Origin of the sequence: Wolbachia endosymbiont (group B) of Parapoynx stratiotata, assembly GCF_947250635.1 — a bacterium.
Taxonomy (GTDB): Bacteria; Pseudomonadota; Alphaproteobacteria; order Rickettsiales; family Anaplasmataceae; genus Wolbachia.
This window is the reverse complement of the sequence record NZ_OX366335.1, coordinates 457,669-476,800: the sequence shown is the minus strand read 5'-3', so window position 1 is coordinate 476,800 and position 19,132 is coordinate 457,669. Positions and strand designations below refer to the sequence as shown.

Annotated in this window: 16 protein-coding genes; 11 read left to right on the top strand and 5 right to left on the bottom strand. The window is 33.8% G+C overall.

Annotated features, from left to right (window positions below):
* Nucleotides 1-80 precede the first annotated feature (80 nt).
* Complete coding sequence (locus tag OOT12_RS02160; RefSeq protein WP_007301923.1) at nt 81-329, top strand: hypothetical protein; 249 nt, start codon at nt 81-83, stop codon at nt 327-329.
* 372 nt (nt 330-701) lie between these two features.
* Here the strand turns inward: OOT12_RS02160 and OOT12_RS02155 are convergent, their stop codons facing one another.
* Nucleotides 702-1,655 (bottom strand): hypothetical protein, encoded by a 954-nt coding sequence (locus OOT12_RS02155; protein WP_264374931.1) that lies wholly within the window; start codon nt 1,653-1,655, stop codon nt 702-704.
* Between the two features lie 144 nt (nt 1,656-1,799).
* Here OOT12_RS02155 and recG point away from each other — a divergent pair, with 144 nt between their 5' ends.
* Nucleotides 1,800-3,839, top strand: coding sequence for an ATP-dependent DNA helicase RecG (gene recG / locus OOT12_RS02150; protein WP_264374932.1), 2,040 nt, complete (start codon nt 1,800-1,802; stop codon nt 3,837-3,839).
* Nucleotides 3,840-4,168: 329 nt separating this feature from the next.
* Entirely contained in the window at nt 4,169-4,357 is a 189-nt protein-coding gene (locus tag OOT12_RS02145; protein ID WP_007301926.1) for a hypothetical protein, read from the top strand.
* A 212-nt stretch (nt 4,358-4,569) separates the two neighbouring features.
* Here OOT12_RS02145 and ykgO read toward each other — a convergent pair whose 3' ends face one another.
* A complete protein-coding gene (gene ykgO, locus OOT12_RS02140) occupies nt 4,570-4,698 on the bottom strand; it encodes a type B 50S ribosomal protein L36 (RefSeq protein ID WP_006015378.1) in 129 nt (42 codons plus the stop codon).
* A gap of 69 nt (nt 4,699-4,767) precedes the next feature.
* Nucleotides 4,768-5,586: a pyruvate, water dikinase regulatory protein gene (locus OOT12_RS02135; protein ID WP_264375245.1), complete on the bottom strand. Its 819-nt coding sequence runs from the start codon at nt 5,584-5,586 to the stop codon at nt 4,768-4,770.
* 142 nt (nt 5,587-5,728) lie between these two features.
* Here OOT12_RS02135 and ccmC point away from each other — a divergent pair, with 142 nt between their 5' ends.
* From ccmC to OOT12_RS02110, 5 genes are all read left to right on the top strand, one after another.
* A complete protein-coding gene (gene ccmC / locus OOT12_RS02130; RefSeq protein WP_264374933.1) occupies nt 5,729-6,439 on the top strand; it encodes a heme ABC transporter permease CcmC in 711 nt (236 codons plus the stop codon).
* A 339-nt stretch (nt 6,440-6,778) separates the two neighbouring features.
* Nucleotides 6,779-7,375: a hypothetical protein gene (locus tag OOT12_RS02125; RefSeq protein ID WP_264685352.1), complete on the top strand. Its 597-nt coding sequence runs from the start codon at nt 6,779-6,781 to the stop codon at nt 7,373-7,375.
* Between the two features lie 564 nt (nt 7,376-7,939).
* A complete protein-coding gene (locus tag OOT12_RS02120) occupies nt 7,940-9,415 on the top strand; it encodes a type II secretion system protein GspD (protein WP_264377143.1) in 1,476 nt (491 codons plus the stop codon).
* 227 nt (nt 9,416-9,642) lie between these two features.
* Entirely contained in the window at nt 9,643-11,205 is a 1,563-nt protein-coding gene (gene guaA / locus OOT12_RS02115; protein WP_064085733.1) for a glutamine-hydrolyzing GMP synthase, read from the top strand.
* 377 nt (nt 11,206-11,582) lie between these two features.
* Nucleotides 11,583-12,389: an ankyrin repeat domain-containing protein gene (locus OOT12_RS02110; RefSeq protein ID WP_264374936.1), complete on the top strand. Its 807-nt coding sequence runs from the start codon at nt 11,583-11,585 to the stop codon at nt 12,387-12,389.
* A 232-nt stretch (nt 12,390-12,621) separates the two neighbouring features.
* Here OOT12_RS02110 and OOT12_RS02105 read toward each other — a convergent pair whose 3' ends face one another.
* Entirely contained in the window at nt 12,622-13,314 is a 693-nt protein-coding gene (locus OOT12_RS02105; RefSeq protein WP_264375246.1) for a TerC family protein, read from the bottom strand.
* 281 nt (nt 13,315-13,595) lie between these two features.
* Here OOT12_RS02105 and OOT12_RS02100 point away from each other — a divergent pair, with 281 nt between their 5' ends.
* The 3 genes from OOT12_RS02100 (at nt 13,596) to lepA (ending at nt 17,988) form a co-directional block, all read left to right on the top strand.
* Entirely contained in the window at nt 13,596-14,972 is a 1,377-nt protein-coding gene (locus OOT12_RS02100; protein WP_264376447.1) for a malonyl-CoA decarboxylase, read from the top strand.
* A 277-nt stretch (nt 14,973-15,249) separates the two neighbouring features.
* Nucleotides 15,250-16,110 carry a hypothetical protein gene (locus tag OOT12_RS02095; protein ID WP_264374938.1) on the top strand — a complete coding sequence of 287 codons (861 nt, stop codon included), beginning with the start codon at nt 15,250-15,252 and terminating at the stop codon, nt 16,108-16,110.
* Between the two features lie 81 nt (nt 16,111-16,191).
* Nucleotides 16,192-17,988: a translation elongation factor 4 gene (gene lepA / locus OOT12_RS02090; RefSeq protein WP_264374939.1), complete on the top strand. Its 1,797-nt coding sequence runs from the start codon at nt 16,192-16,194 to the stop codon at nt 17,986-17,988.
* Between the two features lie 239 nt (nt 17,989-18,227).
* Here lepA and OOT12_RS02085 read toward each other — a convergent pair whose 3' ends face one another.
* On the bottom strand, nt 18,228-19,100 hold the full coding sequence (locus OOT12_RS02085) for a hypothetical protein (protein ID WP_007301937.1): 873 nt from the start codon (nt 19,098-19,100) through the stop codon (nt 18,228-18,230).
* Nucleotides 19,101-19,132 lie beyond the last annotated feature (32 nt).

Sequence of the window (19,132 nt, the reverse complement as noted above, 5' to 3'; positions counted from 1 at the left end):
CTACAAATATGACACAAGAGTTTAGATTATTTTAGTTATTCTCTTGTATAAGATACTCTTTATATCAAAAAGAGGACCATATGAGTGAAGCAACTTTTTCTGAAAAAAATCAGCTTTCTAGAGAAGACATAGCAGAGTTAACAGAACTTATGTGTCTTGAACGAAGTGAAGTAAGTGAAAGTGGAACAGGGCTATTAGAACTTATAGCTGAACAGGAGCAAATACTTGAGGATTTAGGAATAGAATCAAAAGAGCTTTTATGTTCTCAGCATACAGGAATGTATGAGAACCTTAGTCAGCCCTATTCTACGGATCTCGAGGTTTTATAGCAGATATATAGATTATCATTATTATTGATACCTACTCAAGAGTTGCTATGGCAAACAGAGAAAACTGCAATTACTGCCGCTAATCTTTTTAATATATCTTTCTTTGATGGTGCTATTATCGCGCATTTTGACTGATATGGGCTATGATAAACCAGAAAATCACAGCTATATTTAGGAATTGAGACAAGGCCTCATTTAGGTAAATATTGCTATGCAGACTTTTCTTGATAGCAAGCATATTGCTTTTTAGAAAAATATTAGTAGCATCAAACATAGAGATTGATATTAGTTTTTCTGTCAGATTAAGTTGCGTCTAGTACAACTGACTATGCAAATAAGCTAACAGAACTTGAGATATTTTAATTGTTAGTTTTAGAGTGTATTTTCGTGTTCATTGCTATGAATGGGCAGAGCTACCTCTTCGAGGTAGCTCATCGGATCACCTAAATCATGCTCTATTTCTACTTCAAACTTGAACCCTAACTTCTCGCAGAATTTATAGAAATATTCTTTAATAATATCAAATAAACTTATGCCATCAGTTTTATAATCTCTCAATTTTCGAGGTACAGTAAGTGACAATTTGCCATCTTTATATATCACATCATCTTTCCCATCTTGAGATTCAAGTGCGAATTCTAGTGAGCTGTTCAATTTACATAATTCTTCATTTGGCTTTACAAATACGGTGGCAGAGATTAGCTCTTTAACTGTGACTTCTACACGTTCTGAATTACTGCAATTAATATATGTTGTATGACTGGAGCTGAAAGTTAATTTATGTATTTTAGTTACATGAAAAAGAGGACTATCCTCATTATATAATGCACCTACATAAGCAGCTTGGTTACAGTTAGTAACTAGTTCTTTTAAGATAGAATCGCTTGGAACTTGAGCTTCAGCATATTTGAACATTTCCTTGAAAACTTCTTTTCCAAACGCACGATAACTTTTATTTTCATCTCCTTCTTTTGGTAATAGATGAGCGTACCCTTTACCTAGATTATAAAACCTTTCAAACTCCTCTTTATAATATTGGTCGGTTTTTTTATTGCCAGGTATCCCTTGATTTTTATAATACCTATCCCAAACTTCATCAAAATTGTATTGCTTAGCTCCGTCTATCAATGCACCAATTAAACTTTGGTCTAGATTTTTGCTGTTAATAACAAATCTCATTCTTCGAAAATCTTCATACATCTGCTCACCAGTGTTTGCTGACTCATTGGTTTTATCAGCCCTTAACCTGCTAAAATCAAACTTTTCCGCTTGAGCCTTTAGCGTAACTACTGGATTTCCCTTTTTTTCCTGTATAGAGTTGTTCATTGTTAATACTTTGATATGAATTGCTGATAGTATAATAATACATAAAAATAGTTAATATATCAATAATATACTTAACATAGACAGTCATAATAGGGTGACAGGATTTTAGTAAGGCTCTATTATGAATAAACGGTTTTACACAGTATGAATGTTGATGAGCAGTCAAGTGTGCTGACTTTTCTAAATAGTAAAATTGAGAATATACTAAAGTTTCATTCCGCAATATTGCCTAAACTTTGCGGTGGAGACAGAGTAATGGACTTGCTGTTTTATAGGCCGCTCAGTTATGTGGATAGAAGTAAATCACTACCTGATGCTCAAGTGGGAGAATTTACAACTTTTGTGGCAAAAGTGTATGAGCACCAGCGCCCCACTGTTAGAGGTAGGCCATATAAAATAATCGTTGAAAGTGAAAGTCAGTATTTATTTATAGTTTTTTTTAATTACTCAGTTAAATATTTGTATAAATTATTTCCAGTTGGAACAGATATAGTAATCAGTGGTAAACTTGAAAAGTTTGCCGAACATTGGCAAATTACTCACCCAGATTACATGTTGTCTGATATCAATCTATTTAAAGAAATAGCCTGCATAGAGCCAATTTACCAATTACGTCGCGGTATTACTAACAAGAGCATTAGAAACATAATAAGTTCTAATCTAAAAGATTTGCCTGATTTGCCAGAGTGGATAGATGAAACATTAATCAAGCAAAAGAAATGGCTGAATTGGAAAGAAAGCATCATAAGATTGCACAGACCGAGCTCACTCGCAGAAGCAGAAGTTTGCAGAGAAAGACTTGCTTATGATGAGCTATTTGCGTACCAGTTGGCACTAAAGCTTGCAAGGGAAAATCATGTAAAAAAAGAGGGAAAAGAATTTATAATATTGAGTAAATACAAAGAGCAGGTCTTAAATGAATTACCGTTCCAATTAACAAATGATCAAATTCGAGCGATAGATGAAATCTCAGAAAGACAAAAATCCAGATACCGCATGGTAAGTCTGCTGCAAGGTGACGTTGGGAGTGGCAAAACTGTAGTTGCACTCTTTGCGATGCTGAATGTGGTAGAAAATAACATGCAAGTAGCTCTAATGGCACCAACTACTATCTTGGCTGAGCAACATTATAATTGGATCGAAGAAGCTCTATCTTGTACTGATATAAAAGTTGCTTTGCTTACCGGTAAAACTGCGCGCAAGGAAAGAAAGATTATTATGAACGAACTTGCAAGTGGTATTTTAAATATAGTAATTGGTACTCATGCATTATTTCAAGCCAACGTTACATTTAAAAATTTAGGACTCGCAGTCATAGACGAGCAACAGCGATTTGGAGTGATGCAGAGGAATCGGTTGGTAGGAAAAGGAGAAAATACCGATATACTTTTTGTTACTGCAACTCCCATTCCAAGAACCTTGCAGCAAGCTATGTATGGTGATGTTGAATGTTCTATTTTAAGGGAAAAACCAAAATCTAGATTGCCAATAAAAACCGTTATTATGAACGTTAAAAAAGTATCAGATATTATTCAAAGACTGAAAGATGCTATAAATAGAGGCGAAAAAGCATATTGGATTTGTCCATATATAGAAGAAAACGAAGAACTCAATATTGCCGCAGCAGAAATGCGCTTTCAGGAACTACAAAAGACATTTTTTGATAGAGTTGGAATAATACACGGAAAACTAACTCAAGAGCAGAAAGATCAAGTGATGTTTTCCTTCAAGAGGAATGAATTTTCTCTGCTTGTTGCAACTACTGTGATAGAAGTTGGCATAGATGTACCAGATGCAACTATTATGATTATAGAGAATGCAGAGCAGTTCGGGTTATCGCAATTACATCAGTTGAGAGGTAGAGTAGGACGAGGAAATAAACCGTCTTTTTGTGTACTGTTATATGACAATCTCAGTAAAAGTTCGTATTCAAAGTTAAAGATTATGTGTGAGTCACAAGATGGATTTTATATTGCTGAAAAGGATATGATGCTGAGGGGTAGCGGAGATATTCTAGGCACAAAACAATCAGGGTGCATGGAGTTTAAATTTGCTGATTTATATGAGGACAGAGAATTGCTCAACCTTGCATATAATAGTGCAAAAGGTACAATAGCTAATTTTGAATTACTGCTTGATATATTTGAATATAGAAGTAGACTACATTTTTCAAAATTTCAGTAATCTTCCAAGCCATAACCTTCATGAGTAGAAATTCCTTGACAGACGGGAGTATTTAACAAACCATATGCGTCAAGTTAAGGAAAAATAAGAGTGAAGAAGAAGTTTTTACCATAAGAATAAATTGTGCAGAGTTAATAGCAGGCCCTGTAAACAAAATGTTAGCAGGTCAAATTAATCAAGGGCAGGAAGTATAAAAATGGAAAAAAAGCGGTAACTTAGCCTAATGACAATAAATATATATATAGAAGGTACCGTTTTAAAGAGCACAAAAGGAATACACAGTAAAAGCGAGAAGAAGTTGAGAATATGTATGGAAGCAGTGTGGAGAAGTGGCTGCCAATGATCAAAAATTTACCACAATTACAGAAGTATACACAAGAGGTTTAAAAGGTGATGCAAAAAGGGAATTTTGGCAAAATGACTTAAGTATGCACAACAAGATTTGCATAATTGATGATCAGATGTCATTCATGCTCAGCCTATATATAGAAAAAATTCTCAAGCTCAAGAGGGCTTAGGGTGGAACTAAAATTCATGGACTTGTTGACGCACGTAATTAATTTCTTTTTTTTAAGTTAATTAATGTTAACAAGCCACGTCTGCCTGTAATCATGTTAATACCAAAATATAATGTAAGAGAAGAAATGGGCAGTGCTATGCAACAATTTTTGTTTCTTTCTAACCATGCTTCCATATGAAAAACATATGACATAAAAAGGAAAACAAAAAGCTAAGAACCTTGACGCGCTTTACATCTTGGCTTTACCTTATTTATAATATAAACCTTACCACCCCTTTTCACAACTTTACAATTTTTATCTCTGTTACGATGAGATTTTAGTGACCCTTTAACTTTCATATCTACAGTAAGAATAGAATTACCTTACATTATGATCACTGACAGAGAGTTAGTCAATTGATAAATTTTTCACATTTTATTAAAATACTGTATAATTGTTGCTGATACTTCTTCGATTGACCTTTGCGTGACATCAATAATTGGCCAGTTATTTTGCTTAAAGAACTCCTCTGCTTCTTTAATTTCCTTTTCTACTTTTCTAGGGTCAGCATATATATTATTACCTTCATTATTAATTGAAGTCAGTCTATTTTTGCGTATTTCTATTAGCCTTCTTACGTCTATTGTTACTCCTATAGTCAGTTTATTTTTTAATTTTGCTAAGTCGACGTAAAAGGGTATCTCGCTAACAAAAGGAACATTTGCAACTTTATAGCCTCGGTAAGCTAAATACATACTGGTGGGAGATTTTGATGTGCGTGAAACTCCAACCAAAATTATATCGGCTTTATCAATATCTTGAATATTTTGTCCATCATCATGATTAATGGTATAGTTTATTGCCTCAATGCGCTGAAAATATTCGTTATTTATCTCAGCATGTAAGTCAAGTTTTTCGTCTTTTTCAATTTCAAGATAGGATGAGATTTCCCTAATAATGTGTGATAATATCGCTCTGTAGGGAATTTTTAGCTTTATACAATTATTTTTTAGATATTTTCTTAGCTCATCATTAGTAATAGTGCATATAACAAAATTATGCTCATCACTTTTTCTATTAATTTCCTCTAAAATTTTGTCAATCTGCTCTTCTCCTTTTACGAAAGACCAAACATATTCGATCGTTTCTACAGAACGAAAGTGTTTCAGAGCTGATTTTGCAACTGATATAACAGTTTCACCACTTGAATCTGACACTAAGTGTAGGTTAAGCTTTTTAAGGGTCATCAACGTTATACTAAAAATAATAGCAAGCAATCTGCTACTGAAATTGTGCTAATTTATTATACTACGTAAATATAGAAAAACTATCTTGTTGATAAAACTCAAACTAATTGATAAATTCTTAACACAATTATTCTCAAAACAAATGTTTTTATTAAAGCCTACAAATTTCACTTCTTTTACTAAAAAAGCTCTACCTTGGCTTGGGGTTATTTGTTTCGCATGTTTTTTAATTGGAATGTTCTTAGCATTATTCTTCTCCCCAGGAGATTATAAACAAGGAGAAATCGTACGAATTATGTATCTTCATGTGCCTTCTGCATGGCTTGCTCTTGGAATATACGGACTCATTGCATCACTCAGTTTCATTTCATTGGTATGGAACAATAGTGTTGCTAGTGTCTTAGCACATGCTGCTGCTCCTGCAGGGACAGTCTTTTCGGCAATATGCTTAATCACAGGTAGCGTCTGGGGAAAAGGAACATGGGGTACTTGGTGGGTATGGGATGCAAGGCTTACTTCAATGCTGATTTTGTTTTTTCTGTATGTTGGTTATCTTTCATTGTGGAGCGCTTTTGATAATCAAGCAAGAGCAGAGAAATCATCAGCAGTATTTGCCATTTTTAGTGCTATAAATATTCCCATAGTAAAATTTTCTGTGAATTTATGGTCTACTCTTCATCAGCCAGCAAGTATTTTTAGAAAAGGTGGAGTAGCAATAGAAGGTTTTTTACTGCTGCCACTCATTGCAATGTTTATATTTTGTACCACACTTTTTTTAGTAGTGTGGATACTTAATGCCCTTCATTTAATTAATTTGCAGAAGATAAAGAGAGAAATCAGCATGCGATATTAGGTATATAGTTCCAGAGTGTAATGTTGTGAACAGCGACGGAAATTAAAATGTAGAGCAATCATCAGCAGAGACTAAGTGGTATAAAAAATAGCTGAAGAATGTAAAAAAGGAAGTGGTATAGATAAACCTGTTACCGATAGAGAAGGTGAAATTGATACGGGCGAACCTGTTACTGATGAAGGAGAGAATGAAAATGGAGAAATTACATCTCGAAAAGTAACCTCAGATTGTTCCAAGTATGAAAATTGTGGGCCATATTCTCATTTTTATAAAGTTGATAATAAGATAGGTTGTCAAGGTTTTAGTTCATCTGATTTACTAAAGGAATTATATCCCGAGATGTACAGCAATTCTAAAATTGCAAAATATATAGAAGAGGGAGCAAATGGTAATTATGGTGCAGTAAATTTTAAATTTGCCTTTACAGAGGATCTTAATTCAATATCCTGGCTTGGTAATATAGAATGTGAAAAATGTGTGGATAATCAAAGAGAGTTAGCGTGTCAAGAAGAAGAGATTAAGAGTGTCTGTTACCCGAACGTTTACCATAGTAATCCAGAATTCAACAAGAGCTTTTTTTCCAGAGGAGCATGTCCTAATCTCTTTAGAGAGTCCAGTGAAACAAGTGTTGTAAAAGCAAAACAAGTTGCACCATTGATACTTGTTAATACCTTAGGACAAATGATAGATAAAGAGGGTAATAACACTAAAGTATACTATGATGCATTGAAGCGTTATCTAAATGATGATAGTAAAATCAAGGATTGTGGAGATAATCAAAAGTGTAAGGATTATATTCCAATTATGGAGAAAGTTGCATGGAATAGTGATAAGGAAGTACTATTAAAAACTGCTGTTAATAATACGCAAGAAGCAAATCCTTACTATTATGGAAATGAGGATAATTCTACTTCCGTTGAATTTGGTTCTATATAAGGCTGAATTTGTCTAATTTTTTCTACACTAGACACAATTTAGTCGTATCTGAACAAATACATAATCTATATAAAGAGGACGTAGGTACCATCTGTCCTTTTAAGGCATTTATGTCAATGATATGCGTAATCCATGATTTTAAACATGATGATCCTCCTAAGTAATACAAAAAAACTCAGAAAAATGTATATAGCTATGATAGAAGTTATCTATACATAAGTACAATATACTTTAACTAGAGATTATAAATTAATGAAGTTGAAAAGTCTGCAGACGAAGATAGATTTCGAGCTCTAGAATATCTTCACTATCAAAATAACAAAGCTGTCAAAATTTGTCAAGTAATTTTTATCGCAACTGTACAAACATTGCACAGGACAAATTTAAAATGCTGTAAAATGGTGTCTGTTCAGACGCATGTGAAACCAGTGCTTCTTTTCATCCCACTTCCATACGGCTAAACCCTTTTCATAATCTCCTATCTATCATTTCTTAAACCACTCCCCTGAACGGATACAATTAAATACATTTTTAACATTTTTATAGAAAACTATTAGTATAGATTTGTATGCTGCCCTCATGGCTATTTTAAAATGTTTAATACTCCTTTTCATTATTTCTTGTACACATCTACCTAACAAGCAACATTCTGTTAATATAGACAATTATAAGCACGATTATTCGTTGCAACAATATAATACTCCTTTGAAGAATAACGAACCAGCAATACCAGAAATGATACCTTTACCGGTAGAGTTTCCCGATCTTACAACCAGTAATCAGTTTCTTTCGATTAATGTTGATGAAAAAGTACCAGTAAAGGATTTACTGATTGAGATAGGAAAACTTTCTGACGTTAACTTAGACATAGATCCCAAAATATCAGGTAATATTATTTTAAAGCTAAAAGATAAGAACATAAACGAAGTAATTCAGAATATAGCCAACAGCGCCAAATTGCGTTACTCAATGAATAATGGTGTAATTAGAATTGAACAAGATTTGCCATATGCACAAAATTATTACGTAGACTTCATCAATATTCAACACTCTGCGCAAAGGAGTTTTATCATTGGTAACAATATTACCGACAGTGATGGTGATAGAAACTATATGAAATCTCAATATAGTAGTGATTTATGGAATTCATTAGAAAAAGGCTTAAATGCAATAATGGATGTTAACGGAGTAGATGATGGTGAGTTTCTTTCATCCAACAGAGAAGCTGGTGTCATTATTCTAAATGCTAGAAAAGATATTCACAAAGCTGTTGAAGAATATATTAATAAAGTTAAGAAATTGGCGTCTTCTCAAGTAATGATCGAGGCCAAAATAGTTGAAGTTTTATTAGACGATAAATACCTTTCTGGTATCAACTTAAATGATTTGCATAATGAAACCAAATCTATAACAAATCAAGGTAACTCTATTATTGACCTAGCAATTAACTCTAGTGTGAGTGATTTAGGAGATTTAGTAAAAATTTTAAATAAATTTGGCACTTCAACCGTAATTTCAAGCCCTAGAGTACATGCTATAAATAATCAGCAAGCAATGATTTCATTTACTAAAAACCATATCTATTTTACTTCCGATATACAGAAAGATACCGGAAACTCCAATCATGCCTTAATTACCAAGATGAATAGCACTCCAATAGGTGTGGTGTTAATAATCCACCCAAGCATTAACATTGATACTAATGAAATATTCATGGATATACACCCAACCTTATCAAGAATTAACGATTACACTAAAGACCCAAATATAGAATATGTCGCACAACAGAATAAAATGAAATTAAATAGTGACATTCCAATTATTGAAACCAGAGAAATGCACTCTACGTTAAAAATTAAGAGCGGCGAAGTTATGGTAATTGGTGGGCTTATAGAGCATAGAAAAGATAACCAAAACTTATTGCATCAAAAGTCAAAAAAACTGGCTAAGACAGTAGAAACCGTCATCTTCCTGAAAGCAACAATCGTACCAACACTTGGTTTATTAGATATAAAAGATAGGAATTTATATATATATTAAACGTATCCGTTCAGGCAATGGCATCAACTTAAGGAAAGATGTTGGGGTTGCTATTATGATAAGAAGAGAGTATCAGAATGATAATTAAGACAGCTTAATCAAAAATCTGTTGCGGTAAATTTAAGTTGCTTTAGTCATATATTAAAGTTTTTAAACAGGTCTTAGTTTACTTACTTTATTGTTTTCTTTATTATCAAATATTGCTTTAAATAATATGGAGGAGCACATTGTCAGCAATTGCCGTTATTGATTTTGGTTCACAGTTTACACAGCTTATTGCAAGACAAATCAGGGAAATGGGCGTTTACTGTGAAATATTTCCAAGCAATATCGATTTCGAAACAGTATCAAAATTCAATGGATTTATTTTTTCTGGAGGACCGCAATCTGTAAATGACAATTGCTCTGAAGTAAGTGAAGTAGCACATAAAATTATAAAACTTAACGAAACAATAAACACTCCTATACTTGGAATATGTTATGGACAGCAACTCATTTGTCATTATTTCGGGGCAAAGGTAAGAAAAGAATTCAATCAGGAATTTGGCAAAACTAAAATCAAGATACTAAAAGAATCCCCAATTATAAAGGATACTTGGAACGTTAATTCCGAAGTCGATGTGCTAATGAACCATGCAGACAGTGTCGAAACTATACCGCAAGGATTTACTGCTATTGCCTCAGGTATAATAAATCAAACAATCGCAATAATTGCCAACGAACAGCGGAAGATTTACTGTACTCAGTTCCATCCTGAAGTTAAACCTACGACAAATGGTAGTAAACTTCTCTCTAATTTCTTAGATATTGCAAATTGTGAGAGAGATTGGACAATGAAGTCATTCATTGAAAAACAGAAGGAAAAAATTCAAAACTTAGTAGGGGAGAAAAAAGTAATTGCTGCAGTAAGTGGGGGGGTTGATTCAAGTGTTGCAGCAGTTCTTACACACAAAGCTATAGGAAAACAATTAAACTGTATTTTTATCGATACTGGGTTATTGCGTAAGAGCCAGACCACTGCTATGTTAAAAGAAATTCCAATAAATTACGTTGATAAATCAAACTTGTTTTTAAGTAGGTTAAAGGGAATAACTGATCCGGAAGAAAAGCGAAAAATTATCGGCAATACTTTTATCGAAGTATTTGAAGAAGAGGCAAAAAAAATAGGTGATGTGGATTTTTTAATGCAAGGCACCATTTACTCTGATGTAGTTGAATCAGGGCACGCTTCAGGAAACACTAGTACAATTAAATCTCATCACAATGTTGGTGGGTTGCCAGAAAAAATGAATCTGAAACTAGTAGAACCTTTACGCTATCTCTTTAAAGATGAAGTAAGGCTGCTTGGCAAAGAAATTGGGCTTTCAGATGAGATAATATTTCAACATCCATTTCCTGGGCCTGGACTTGCAGTGAGGATCATAGGTGAGGTTGATGAAGAAAAGGTACGAATATTGCAAGAAGTAGATGAAATATATATCAACACAATGAAAAATTATGATCTGTATGATAAAATATGGCAGGCTTTTGCTGTACTGTTACCAGTAAAAACTGTGGGAGTTATGGGAGATAATCGTACATACGGATATGTTTGCGCTTTAAGGGCTGTGACTTCATCTGATGGCATGACAGCTGATGCATTTCCATTTGAAAATAAAGATCAACATTCGTTAGTATTTTGGAGGTTTTTGCAAGACGTCAGTAGTATAATTGTTAACAAAGTTTCCGGAGTAAATAGGGTTGTATATGACTTAACTTCCAAGCCACCAGCAACTATTGAGTGGGAGTAGCAATAATTTCATTCCAGTTTCAGCTACTCGAATCATACCAAAGAGGCTGCTTGCATAACTCAAATTTTAAGGAAAACTATTTAATGTCATTCCAGCGCGTGACGCTGGTTCCTGGATCCCAGTACTGGGATGACAACGAAGTTGAATGACAACGAAGGGTTATTTGGATGATAGCCGTACTTGATCTGGATTCCAGTGTCAAGCTACTCGGATGACAGAAAAAGGAGTACTGGGATGACAACGAAGTTGAATGACACCACAGAGGCTACTTGAATCTAATTTACTATTCACAATCCCAGTTATTAGCTTGTTTTGATTGACTTTTTATCATTATTATGTAATAATTAAATAATTCTTTTAATATTGAAGGTAAAATCATGATAGGAAAGTATAAATCACTGAAAACAGTACTGAGGACGATTGAGGCTAAGAAAGATTTAAATAAAGATAATATAATTAAGAAAATACAAGAAGAACTAAAGAAACAGAATCAAGATCTATATCAAGAGTGGGAGAAAGGTAATTTTGATGTAAATCATGTATTTGATATGTACCCATACGAAAAGTGGACGTTATTAATTATAGCTGCTGAGAATGGTTACAAAAAGACAGTAGGGTTTTTAATCGGAGCAAAAGCAGATGTTAATGCGAAAGATGGGTTTGATCGCACTGCTTTGTACTATCCTGCTTTGTATGGTTTCAAAGAGGTAGTAGAGGTTTTAATCGGAGCAGGAGCAGATGTTAATGTGAGAGATAAAAGTGGGTACACTGCTTTGCACTTTGCTGCTTACACAGAGATAGTAGAGGTTTTACTCAAAGAAGGAGCAAAAGTTAATGCAGTAGATAAAGATGGAAAGACTCCTTTAGATCATGCTAAGAGTCAAGACGTAGTAAAAGCTCTATTAGACGCAGGAGGAGGCTCTTTTGTAAAAGCACGTAATAAAGCAAAGATTGCCGGTGGAGTAACTGGATTATTAGGCACTGCTATAGCAGTGGCACTTTTTACAACTGGAACAATTACAGCTCAGTTGACACCTATCGTTATAGCAGTGGTTGCAGTTACAGCAGCAGCACTGGTAGTTGGTTGTGCTACATATGCATTACTAAAGCCTAGTACTAAAGTTGATGGAGCAGAGAAACCATCTGCCGTTTTAACAACAAATGAACAGCAAGGAGCTGCTTGACAGTAGAGCGTGTGACGCACAGCTGTATGAACATTATCTGTAGGATGCCAGTGTCTGGGCACTGGCATCCAGTTAAGTTGGTAAGCATAAAAGTAATGTAAAAATACAATGTTTTTGATGATGGAAAAATGGATCCCAGTGTCAAGCATTGGGATGACACCTTCCTGCTAGAAAATGTTCGCACAGTTGTACGTCACGCACTGATTGGATTTTTGCTTCGTGTAAAATAGTTTCAAGGCTGTATTTTCTTTATTTTGCTTATAACTTCCACAAGCAATGCAAACATAAATGAAGAATACAAATATGCTTTTGGTAGTTCTATGTGAAGCCCTTCAAGTGTTAGATATACACCGACGAGTAAAATAAATAGAATGGCAATTACTTTTAAGCTTGGGTTGGATTTTATTACCTGAGCGGTATAACTTGATGAAAATAGCATCGCTAGTATGGAAAATGTAAATGCTATGGCAATGATTATCATATTGTGAGTTAATGCTATGGCAGTTAATATCGAATCAACCGAAAAAACTAAATCTATTAATATAATTTGTAGCACAACTAAAAAAAATTGTGATTTAACATTTGCCTTTGTTTTATTCTCCTTATGTACAAAAATGTCGCTCCATAACTCCATAGAGCTTTTAACAATAAGGAATAACCCTCCTGCAATCATAAGTAAATCCTTTACTGAGATATCCAGAGATACAGTGTGAAATATAGGCTTTTGCATTGATAATATATATGATGTAAAAAATAGTATTACAAAACGCATCAATAGCGCCAAGCCAAAACCTATAAGGCGGGCTCTTTCTCTCAGCAGATTTGGCACCTTATCTATTGCTAGAGAAATAAAGATTAAATTGTCTATACCAAGTATAGTTTCAAGTAGCGTAAGTATCAATAAAGTCCAAGCATCAGCTAGCATTTTCATTCCAAAGTCAGATTTTGTACTTTACAATAGATGTGTAAAAATTAAGTAACTTCGCCTAGGTAATTAAAAAATCAGCCTTACCCGAAAAAGGAAGAGAAAAAAGGTCATTTTTATAATAAAAGTACTTTTTTAAGAAGAGTAATAAAATTGAAAATCTAACTCTCTTTACGAAAGTTTTAAATAGGTTCTAAAACAATTATACTAGAAAATATATACCTCCTGTGTAGACTAAGATTTTTTTTTAATTTAAGATAGATACATAGTAAAAGGAATTTATGACAAAAGAATCATTAGCAAAAACTGATATAGTGAAAGTTGAAGATAAGAAAGCACCAAAGAGCTTTTTTAAGATACTAGGTGAAGTAGCAAACGCTGTAAGATCATGGGTTGGCAATATTGGCCCTGATTTAAGTAGTAGTCGCGATGTCGATAGTTTAGTCTTGAAGATGAACGAATGCTTAAACCCAAAGGGGGGTGAAGTCTCAGCACGTAAGAACACCGTATCTCTTGGTAATTTGTACTTGAGTTTATCAGAGGCAGGTCAAATAAAATTTTTACAAACCCTGGCAGAAAAGTTCAATCCGGATAAAACGAAAATAGATGAAGAAATAAAAGTATATAAGAAAAATCAAGATTCTGAGTCGAGCTATAAGTTTGAACAAGACTTAATAAAAGTCCTTGAATCACCACGCTCTAAAATATTGAAGCAGTTTATCTCCTTACCAGAAGGTCTTAAGTTTATTGTTGATATGCGTTCTGATGTGCTTAAGCTAAAGAACCAATATGAAAATCTAAACCCACTAGAAAATGAATTAAAAAATATACTCTGTACTTTGGTTGATGTTGATCTACTTGATCTTCATCAAATCACCTGGGATTCACCTGCATCATTGTTGGAAAAACTTATAAAATATGAAGCTGTACATAAAATTTCTTCTTGGGGTGACCTAAAAAATAGGCTAGATTCTGATCGTCTCTGTTTTGCTTTCTTTCATTACAAAATACCAAACGAACCTCTAATTTTTGTAGAGGTTGCATTGATGAATGAGATTTCAGATAGTATTCAACACCTTTTGGATGAGTCAGTGCCCTCAAGTGACCCAAGCAGTGCAAGTACTGCTATATTCTATTCAATATCAAACACTCAAACTGGTTTATCTGGAATTAGCCTCGGTAACTTTTTAATAAAGAGAGTCGTAGAAAAACTATCGCAAGAATTTAAAAGCGTAAAAGTGTATGCAACTCTTTCTCCAGTTCCTGGATTTACAAAATGGCTAAAAAATCAAGACGTAGCTTTATTAGGTAAGCTTAATATAAAACAATCAGGTACAGAAATTTTAGAAAGCATAAAAACTAACATTGAATGCGAAAAACAGTCCCTACTGAAACTTTGTGCACATTATTTGCTAAAGGTTAAAAGCAGTGGTGGGGGTGCTTATGATCCGGTCGCACACTTTCATTTAAGCAATGGTGCATCAATCAAACAAATCAACTGGATGGCTGATACTTCTGAAAAAGGCATTAGTCAGTCAGCCGGAATAATGGTGAATTATTTGTACGAATTGCCTAAAATAGATAACAATCATGAGAATTATATGATCAATAAAGTGGTTTCTCATTCAAAAAAAGTGTCAGCTATGTTAAAGGAATAATAGGAAGTGCGCAAGCATATAGAAAGTGCTAACATTCCCTAATGTTTATGTATATAATATTGAATAGTTTTATGAGGTAAAATGTATTAGTAGTGAGATATTAAAAAAAATAAAACAAAAAATACAAGATAGAGTAACACGTAAAGAACTGTACAGTGTCTTTACATATTCTGAAGAAATAAAGTCATTTAATGATTATGTTAGTAGTATTAAACGTGATGGAATAAACTCAGAGAAATCAAGTCTATTGAAAGATATTTATGAAGGCCTTAATTCTATGTTTACTAACATTGCTATCGACTGGGATAGCAATCGAGGTAGCCTAAGTAGTGAAAAAATTAATATACATTATCAAAACTTAGGGTCTATCTTAGAGATGGTAATCATAATTGAAGGATTGAAGACAGGATTGGGCCAAGAATACGTGATACTCGGCATTGATGAATCCACGTTAATTTGTGATATCGAATCACTTCAGAAAAAAATGAAAGAAGCGCTGGAAAAAATGCAACAACAACAAAGTGCATCAATGCAAAAAAAGTTAGAAATGCAACAACAAAATGAAGCAAGGCAAGAAGAATTAGAAAAGAAAATTGAAGAAAAGTTTAGAAAGTACATAGAAAACGGCATTATTGATGCAGTATCAATTGCAAGTTATGAGAATTCAAATTTTCTTTATACAAAAATCAAGCTAAAAGACGACAATAAAAACACAGATATTAGGGTAAGCGAATTTTTAAATAGTGAATTTTGTAAAGAAAACAATATTGCCGGTTTTCTTCTTTCAAGTGGAGATCAAAAAGAAGTTGTCCACGGTTTTGTAGACGAAAATGGAGTGAGGTGTTATAGTTTAGGTACTGCAGCTCAATATGGAATAAAGTTTAATTGGTATATAGATGAAAGGGAATTTATCATTATATTAAGTGCTAATAGCGATGGCACTATTAAAATAGCAAGTGATAAGCCAGATGATAAAGATTTAGAAGAAAATAAAGATGTAAGAATTAAAGTTGGTAATGATTACCTAAGCCTTGCTGATGCAGTAAAAACATGCAAGCAGGAAAAGAATGAGGAAAGTAGCAAACTGAGTCAACCATCAACTACTGAATACTTCCGACCAGTACAGACGCCAGCTTAATGTTTTCAGCAAAAAGGAAGATAAGTAATTGCTCTTGTAATACTTAAAATGTAAAATAGATCTACTTAAATAAGTAGATCTATGAACAATATAAGAAATTTTGCAATAATAGCACATATAGATCATGGTAAGTCAACTCTTGCTGATCGTTTGATAGAAGAATGTAACGGTCTTGAGACAAGGGAAATGACCAATCAGGTACTTGACTCAATGGATATAGAGCGTGAACGCGGAATCACAATCAAAGCACAAACGGTAAGACTCAATTACACTGCAAATAATGGTAATAAATATTGCCTCAACCTCATGGACACACCAGGTCATGTTGACTTTTCATATGAAGTCAGCCGAAGCTTAGCTGCATGTGAAGGCTCACTTTTGGTGGTGGACAGCAGCCAAGGAGTTGAAGCTCAGACTCTGGCAAATGTGTACAAGGCAATTGACAATAATCATGAGATAATAGTTGTGCTCAATAAAGTTGACCTTCCTGCTGCAGATCCAGAAAAGGTAAAGCTTCAGATTGAAGAAGTAATTGGTATTGATGCAAGTGAGTCAATTTTGATATCGGCAAAAACTGGTCTTGGGATAAAGGATGTACTTGAAGCTATAGTGACAAAACTTCCCGCTCCTCAAGGTGATACAAATGCTCCACTGCAAGCAATTTTAGTTGATAGTTGGTATGATCCTTACCTAGGAGTAGTAATTTTAGTGCGAGTTAAAAATGGAGTACTAAAAAAAGGCATGAGAATCGTTATGATGTCTAATAATGCTACATATCAGGTCGATAATATCGGTATTTTCACTCCTAAAAAAGTTATGACTGGTGAACTTTCAGCAGGTGAAGTTGGTTTTATAACTGCTTCAATGAAAGAAGTAGCAGACTGCAAAGTAGGAGACACTATTACTGAAGAGAAAAGGCCGTGCAGCAAGGCATTACCTGGCTTTAAAGAAGTACATCCTGTAGTATTTTGCAGTATTTTTCCCAATAACACAGATGATTTTAAATATTTAAGGGAAGCACTAGAAAAATTACATTTAAATGATGCTAGTTTTACATTTGATGCTGAAACGTCAAATGCCCTAGGTTATGGATTTCGTTGCGGTTTCTTAGGAATGCTACATCTTGAAGTCATTCAAGAAAGACTCGAAAGAGAATTTGATTTAGATCTAACAGCAACTGCACCGAGTGTTATATATAAAGTTGCAACACAAAATGGTAAAGTTTTAAATATCCATAACCCAAGCGATATGCCAGACCCTACAAAAATTGAAATAGTGGAAGAACCGTGGATCACTGCAACTATAATGGTACCTGATCAATATTTAGGAGAGATTCTATCTCTGTGTGAAGAGAGGAGAGGAGAACAGCAGGATTTATCTTATGTTGGTAATACGACAACAGCACTACTGAAGTATAAATTACCGCTGTCTGAGGTTGTTTTTGATTTTTACGATAGACTAAAATCAATTTCCAAGGGATATGCAAGTTTAGATTGGGAAATATCCGATTATCAGGAAAGTCAGATAGATAAATTAAGTTTTTTAGTTAATGGAGAACCTGTGGATGCGTTAGCCTGCATTGTTCATAAAAGCAGGGCAGAAAAAAGAGGCCGTGAAATATGTGCACGTTTGAAAGACTTGATACCACGCCAGCAATATAAAATCGCGATTCAAGCGGCAGTAGGCGGAAAAATTATTGCTAGAGAAACGATTAACCCGTATAGAAAAGATGTAACAGCCAAGCTCTATGGTGGAGACGTTACACGAAGGATGAAGCTGCTTGAAAAGCAGAAGAAAGGTAAGAAAAGATTGCATTCTGTAGGAAACATAAACATCCCACAAAATGCTTTTATTGAGGCTTTGAAAATAAATGATTAATATATATTCAAAAACATAAATTTAAAGAACTAAGTGATATTTTCTCAATAAATTTACTGACATTGATATGGGTAAATTTGAAATAGCTATGTGAATTTGTAAAACACTATACAAGATACCATACAACGAAATCATCCCAGTGTTAAACGCTGGGATGACAGAGAGCAGCTCAATTGCTCCACTCAATCAGTAAAAATCAGATATATGTAGACATTGGCTAAAACCATTCCAACAACATTTTAGTGAAACTTAACAAGCTTATCTATAGTTTTAGTGATGATTCTTGGAGTATTTGGAGAGACTTCTGAGCCCAGTCTATTTAACCGCTCTATAGCAAACCCGCTGTTCTCATTTATTATGAAATCACATAAAATATTTTCTATATCTTTAATAACACTTTCATGCTTTCTCAGAGGATGGTTATTCGGATATCTATGAATGGTTTTGATGCTAGAATACTCAACGAAAGCTTGATCTTTAAAAGCAAGTTGTCTCAATTTCTCTTTGAATTTTTCTTCTTCATCTCTTGCTAAAAGGCAAGACTTTATCAGTGATTTTATAATCGAGTTTATAGCCTGATGTATTTCAGAATGCACTATAACTTTGATGATATTTTCTTCCACTATGCAATCATAAGTGCTTTTTTCGCTCTTTAATGACTCTATAAGCATTTTGCTATTTTGCGAATTCAATTCCAGATTCTCTTCACTTATAGGAGTCATTATAAAGGTATTCTTATTTACCCTGATGTAAAATTGTGGCAACCCTTTAGAACAGGCAAATGCTACATCCTTAGACTCAAGTGCGTGATTGTATGAAGAAGAAAGGGTGCTTGCTATAACGCTACTTGGTACTTTCATTCCATGATTACTTAGGTGATTTAACACATTCTCAACATCATGATATGTAAAACCTGTATCTTTTATCAATTCAACAACTTCTATGCAATTGTGTTGTTTATACTCTATTGTCACTTCTTCTGTAAAAAGAGTTTTAGCTGCTATATGCTTATCAAGCACTGTGAAAATCTTGATGAAACTCTCTAAATCTTGTTTGTTAATTAATTCAATACTAATTAAGTTTTTGCTAACAATTATAATATTTTTTATCATTTTTTCCCACTAAAAAAACTCACTAGATGAAT

Coding starts and splice junctions, on each gene's coding strand:
- OOT12_RS02160 (WP_007301923.1), top strand. CDS start 81: ATGAGTGAAGCAACTTTTTCTGAAAAAAATCAGCTTTCTAGAGAAGAC.
- OOT12_RS02155 (WP_264374931.1), bottom strand. CDS start 1,655: ATGAACAACTCTATACAGGAAAAAAAGGGAAATCCAGTAGTTACGCTA.
- recG (WP_264374932.1), top strand. CDS start 1,800: ATGAATGTTGATGAGCAGTCAAGTGTGCTGACTTTTCTAAATAGTAAA.
- ykgO (WP_006015378.1), bottom strand. CDS start 4,698: ATGAAAGTTAAAGGGTCACTAAAATCTCATCGTAACAGAGATAAAAAT.
- OOT12_RS02135 (WP_264375245.1), bottom strand. CDS start 5,586: ATGACCCTTAAAAAGCTTAACCTACACTTAGTGTCAGATTCAAGTGGT.
- ccmC (WP_264374933.1), top strand. CDS start 5,729: ATGTTTTTATTAAAGCCTACAAATTTCACTTCTTTTACTAAAAAAGCT.
- OOT12_RS02125 (WP_264685352.1), top strand. CDS start 6,779: ATGTACAGCAATTCTAAAATTGCAAAATATATAGAAGAGGGAGCAAAT.
- OOT12_RS02110 (WP_264374936.1), top strand. CDS start 11,583: ATGATAGGAAAGTATAAATCACTGAAAACAGTACTGAGGACGATTGAG.
- OOT12_RS02105 (WP_264375246.1), bottom strand. CDS start 13,314: ATGCTAGCTGATGCTTGGACTTTATTGATACTTACGCTACTTGAAACT.
- OOT12_RS02100 (WP_264376447.1), top strand. CDS start 13,596: ATGACAAAAGAATCATTAGCAAAAACTGATATAGTGAAAGTTGAAGAT.
- OOT12_RS02095 (WP_264374938.1), top strand. CDS start 15,250: ATGTTTACTAACATTGCTATCGACTGGGATAGCAATCGAGGTAGCCTA.
- lepA (WP_264374939.1), top strand. CDS start 16,192: ATGAACAATATAAGAAATTTTGCAATAATAGCACATATAGATCATGGT.
- OOT12_RS02085 (WP_007301937.1), bottom strand. CDS start 19,100: ATGATAAAAAATATTATAATTGTTAGCAAAAACTTAATTAGTATTGAA.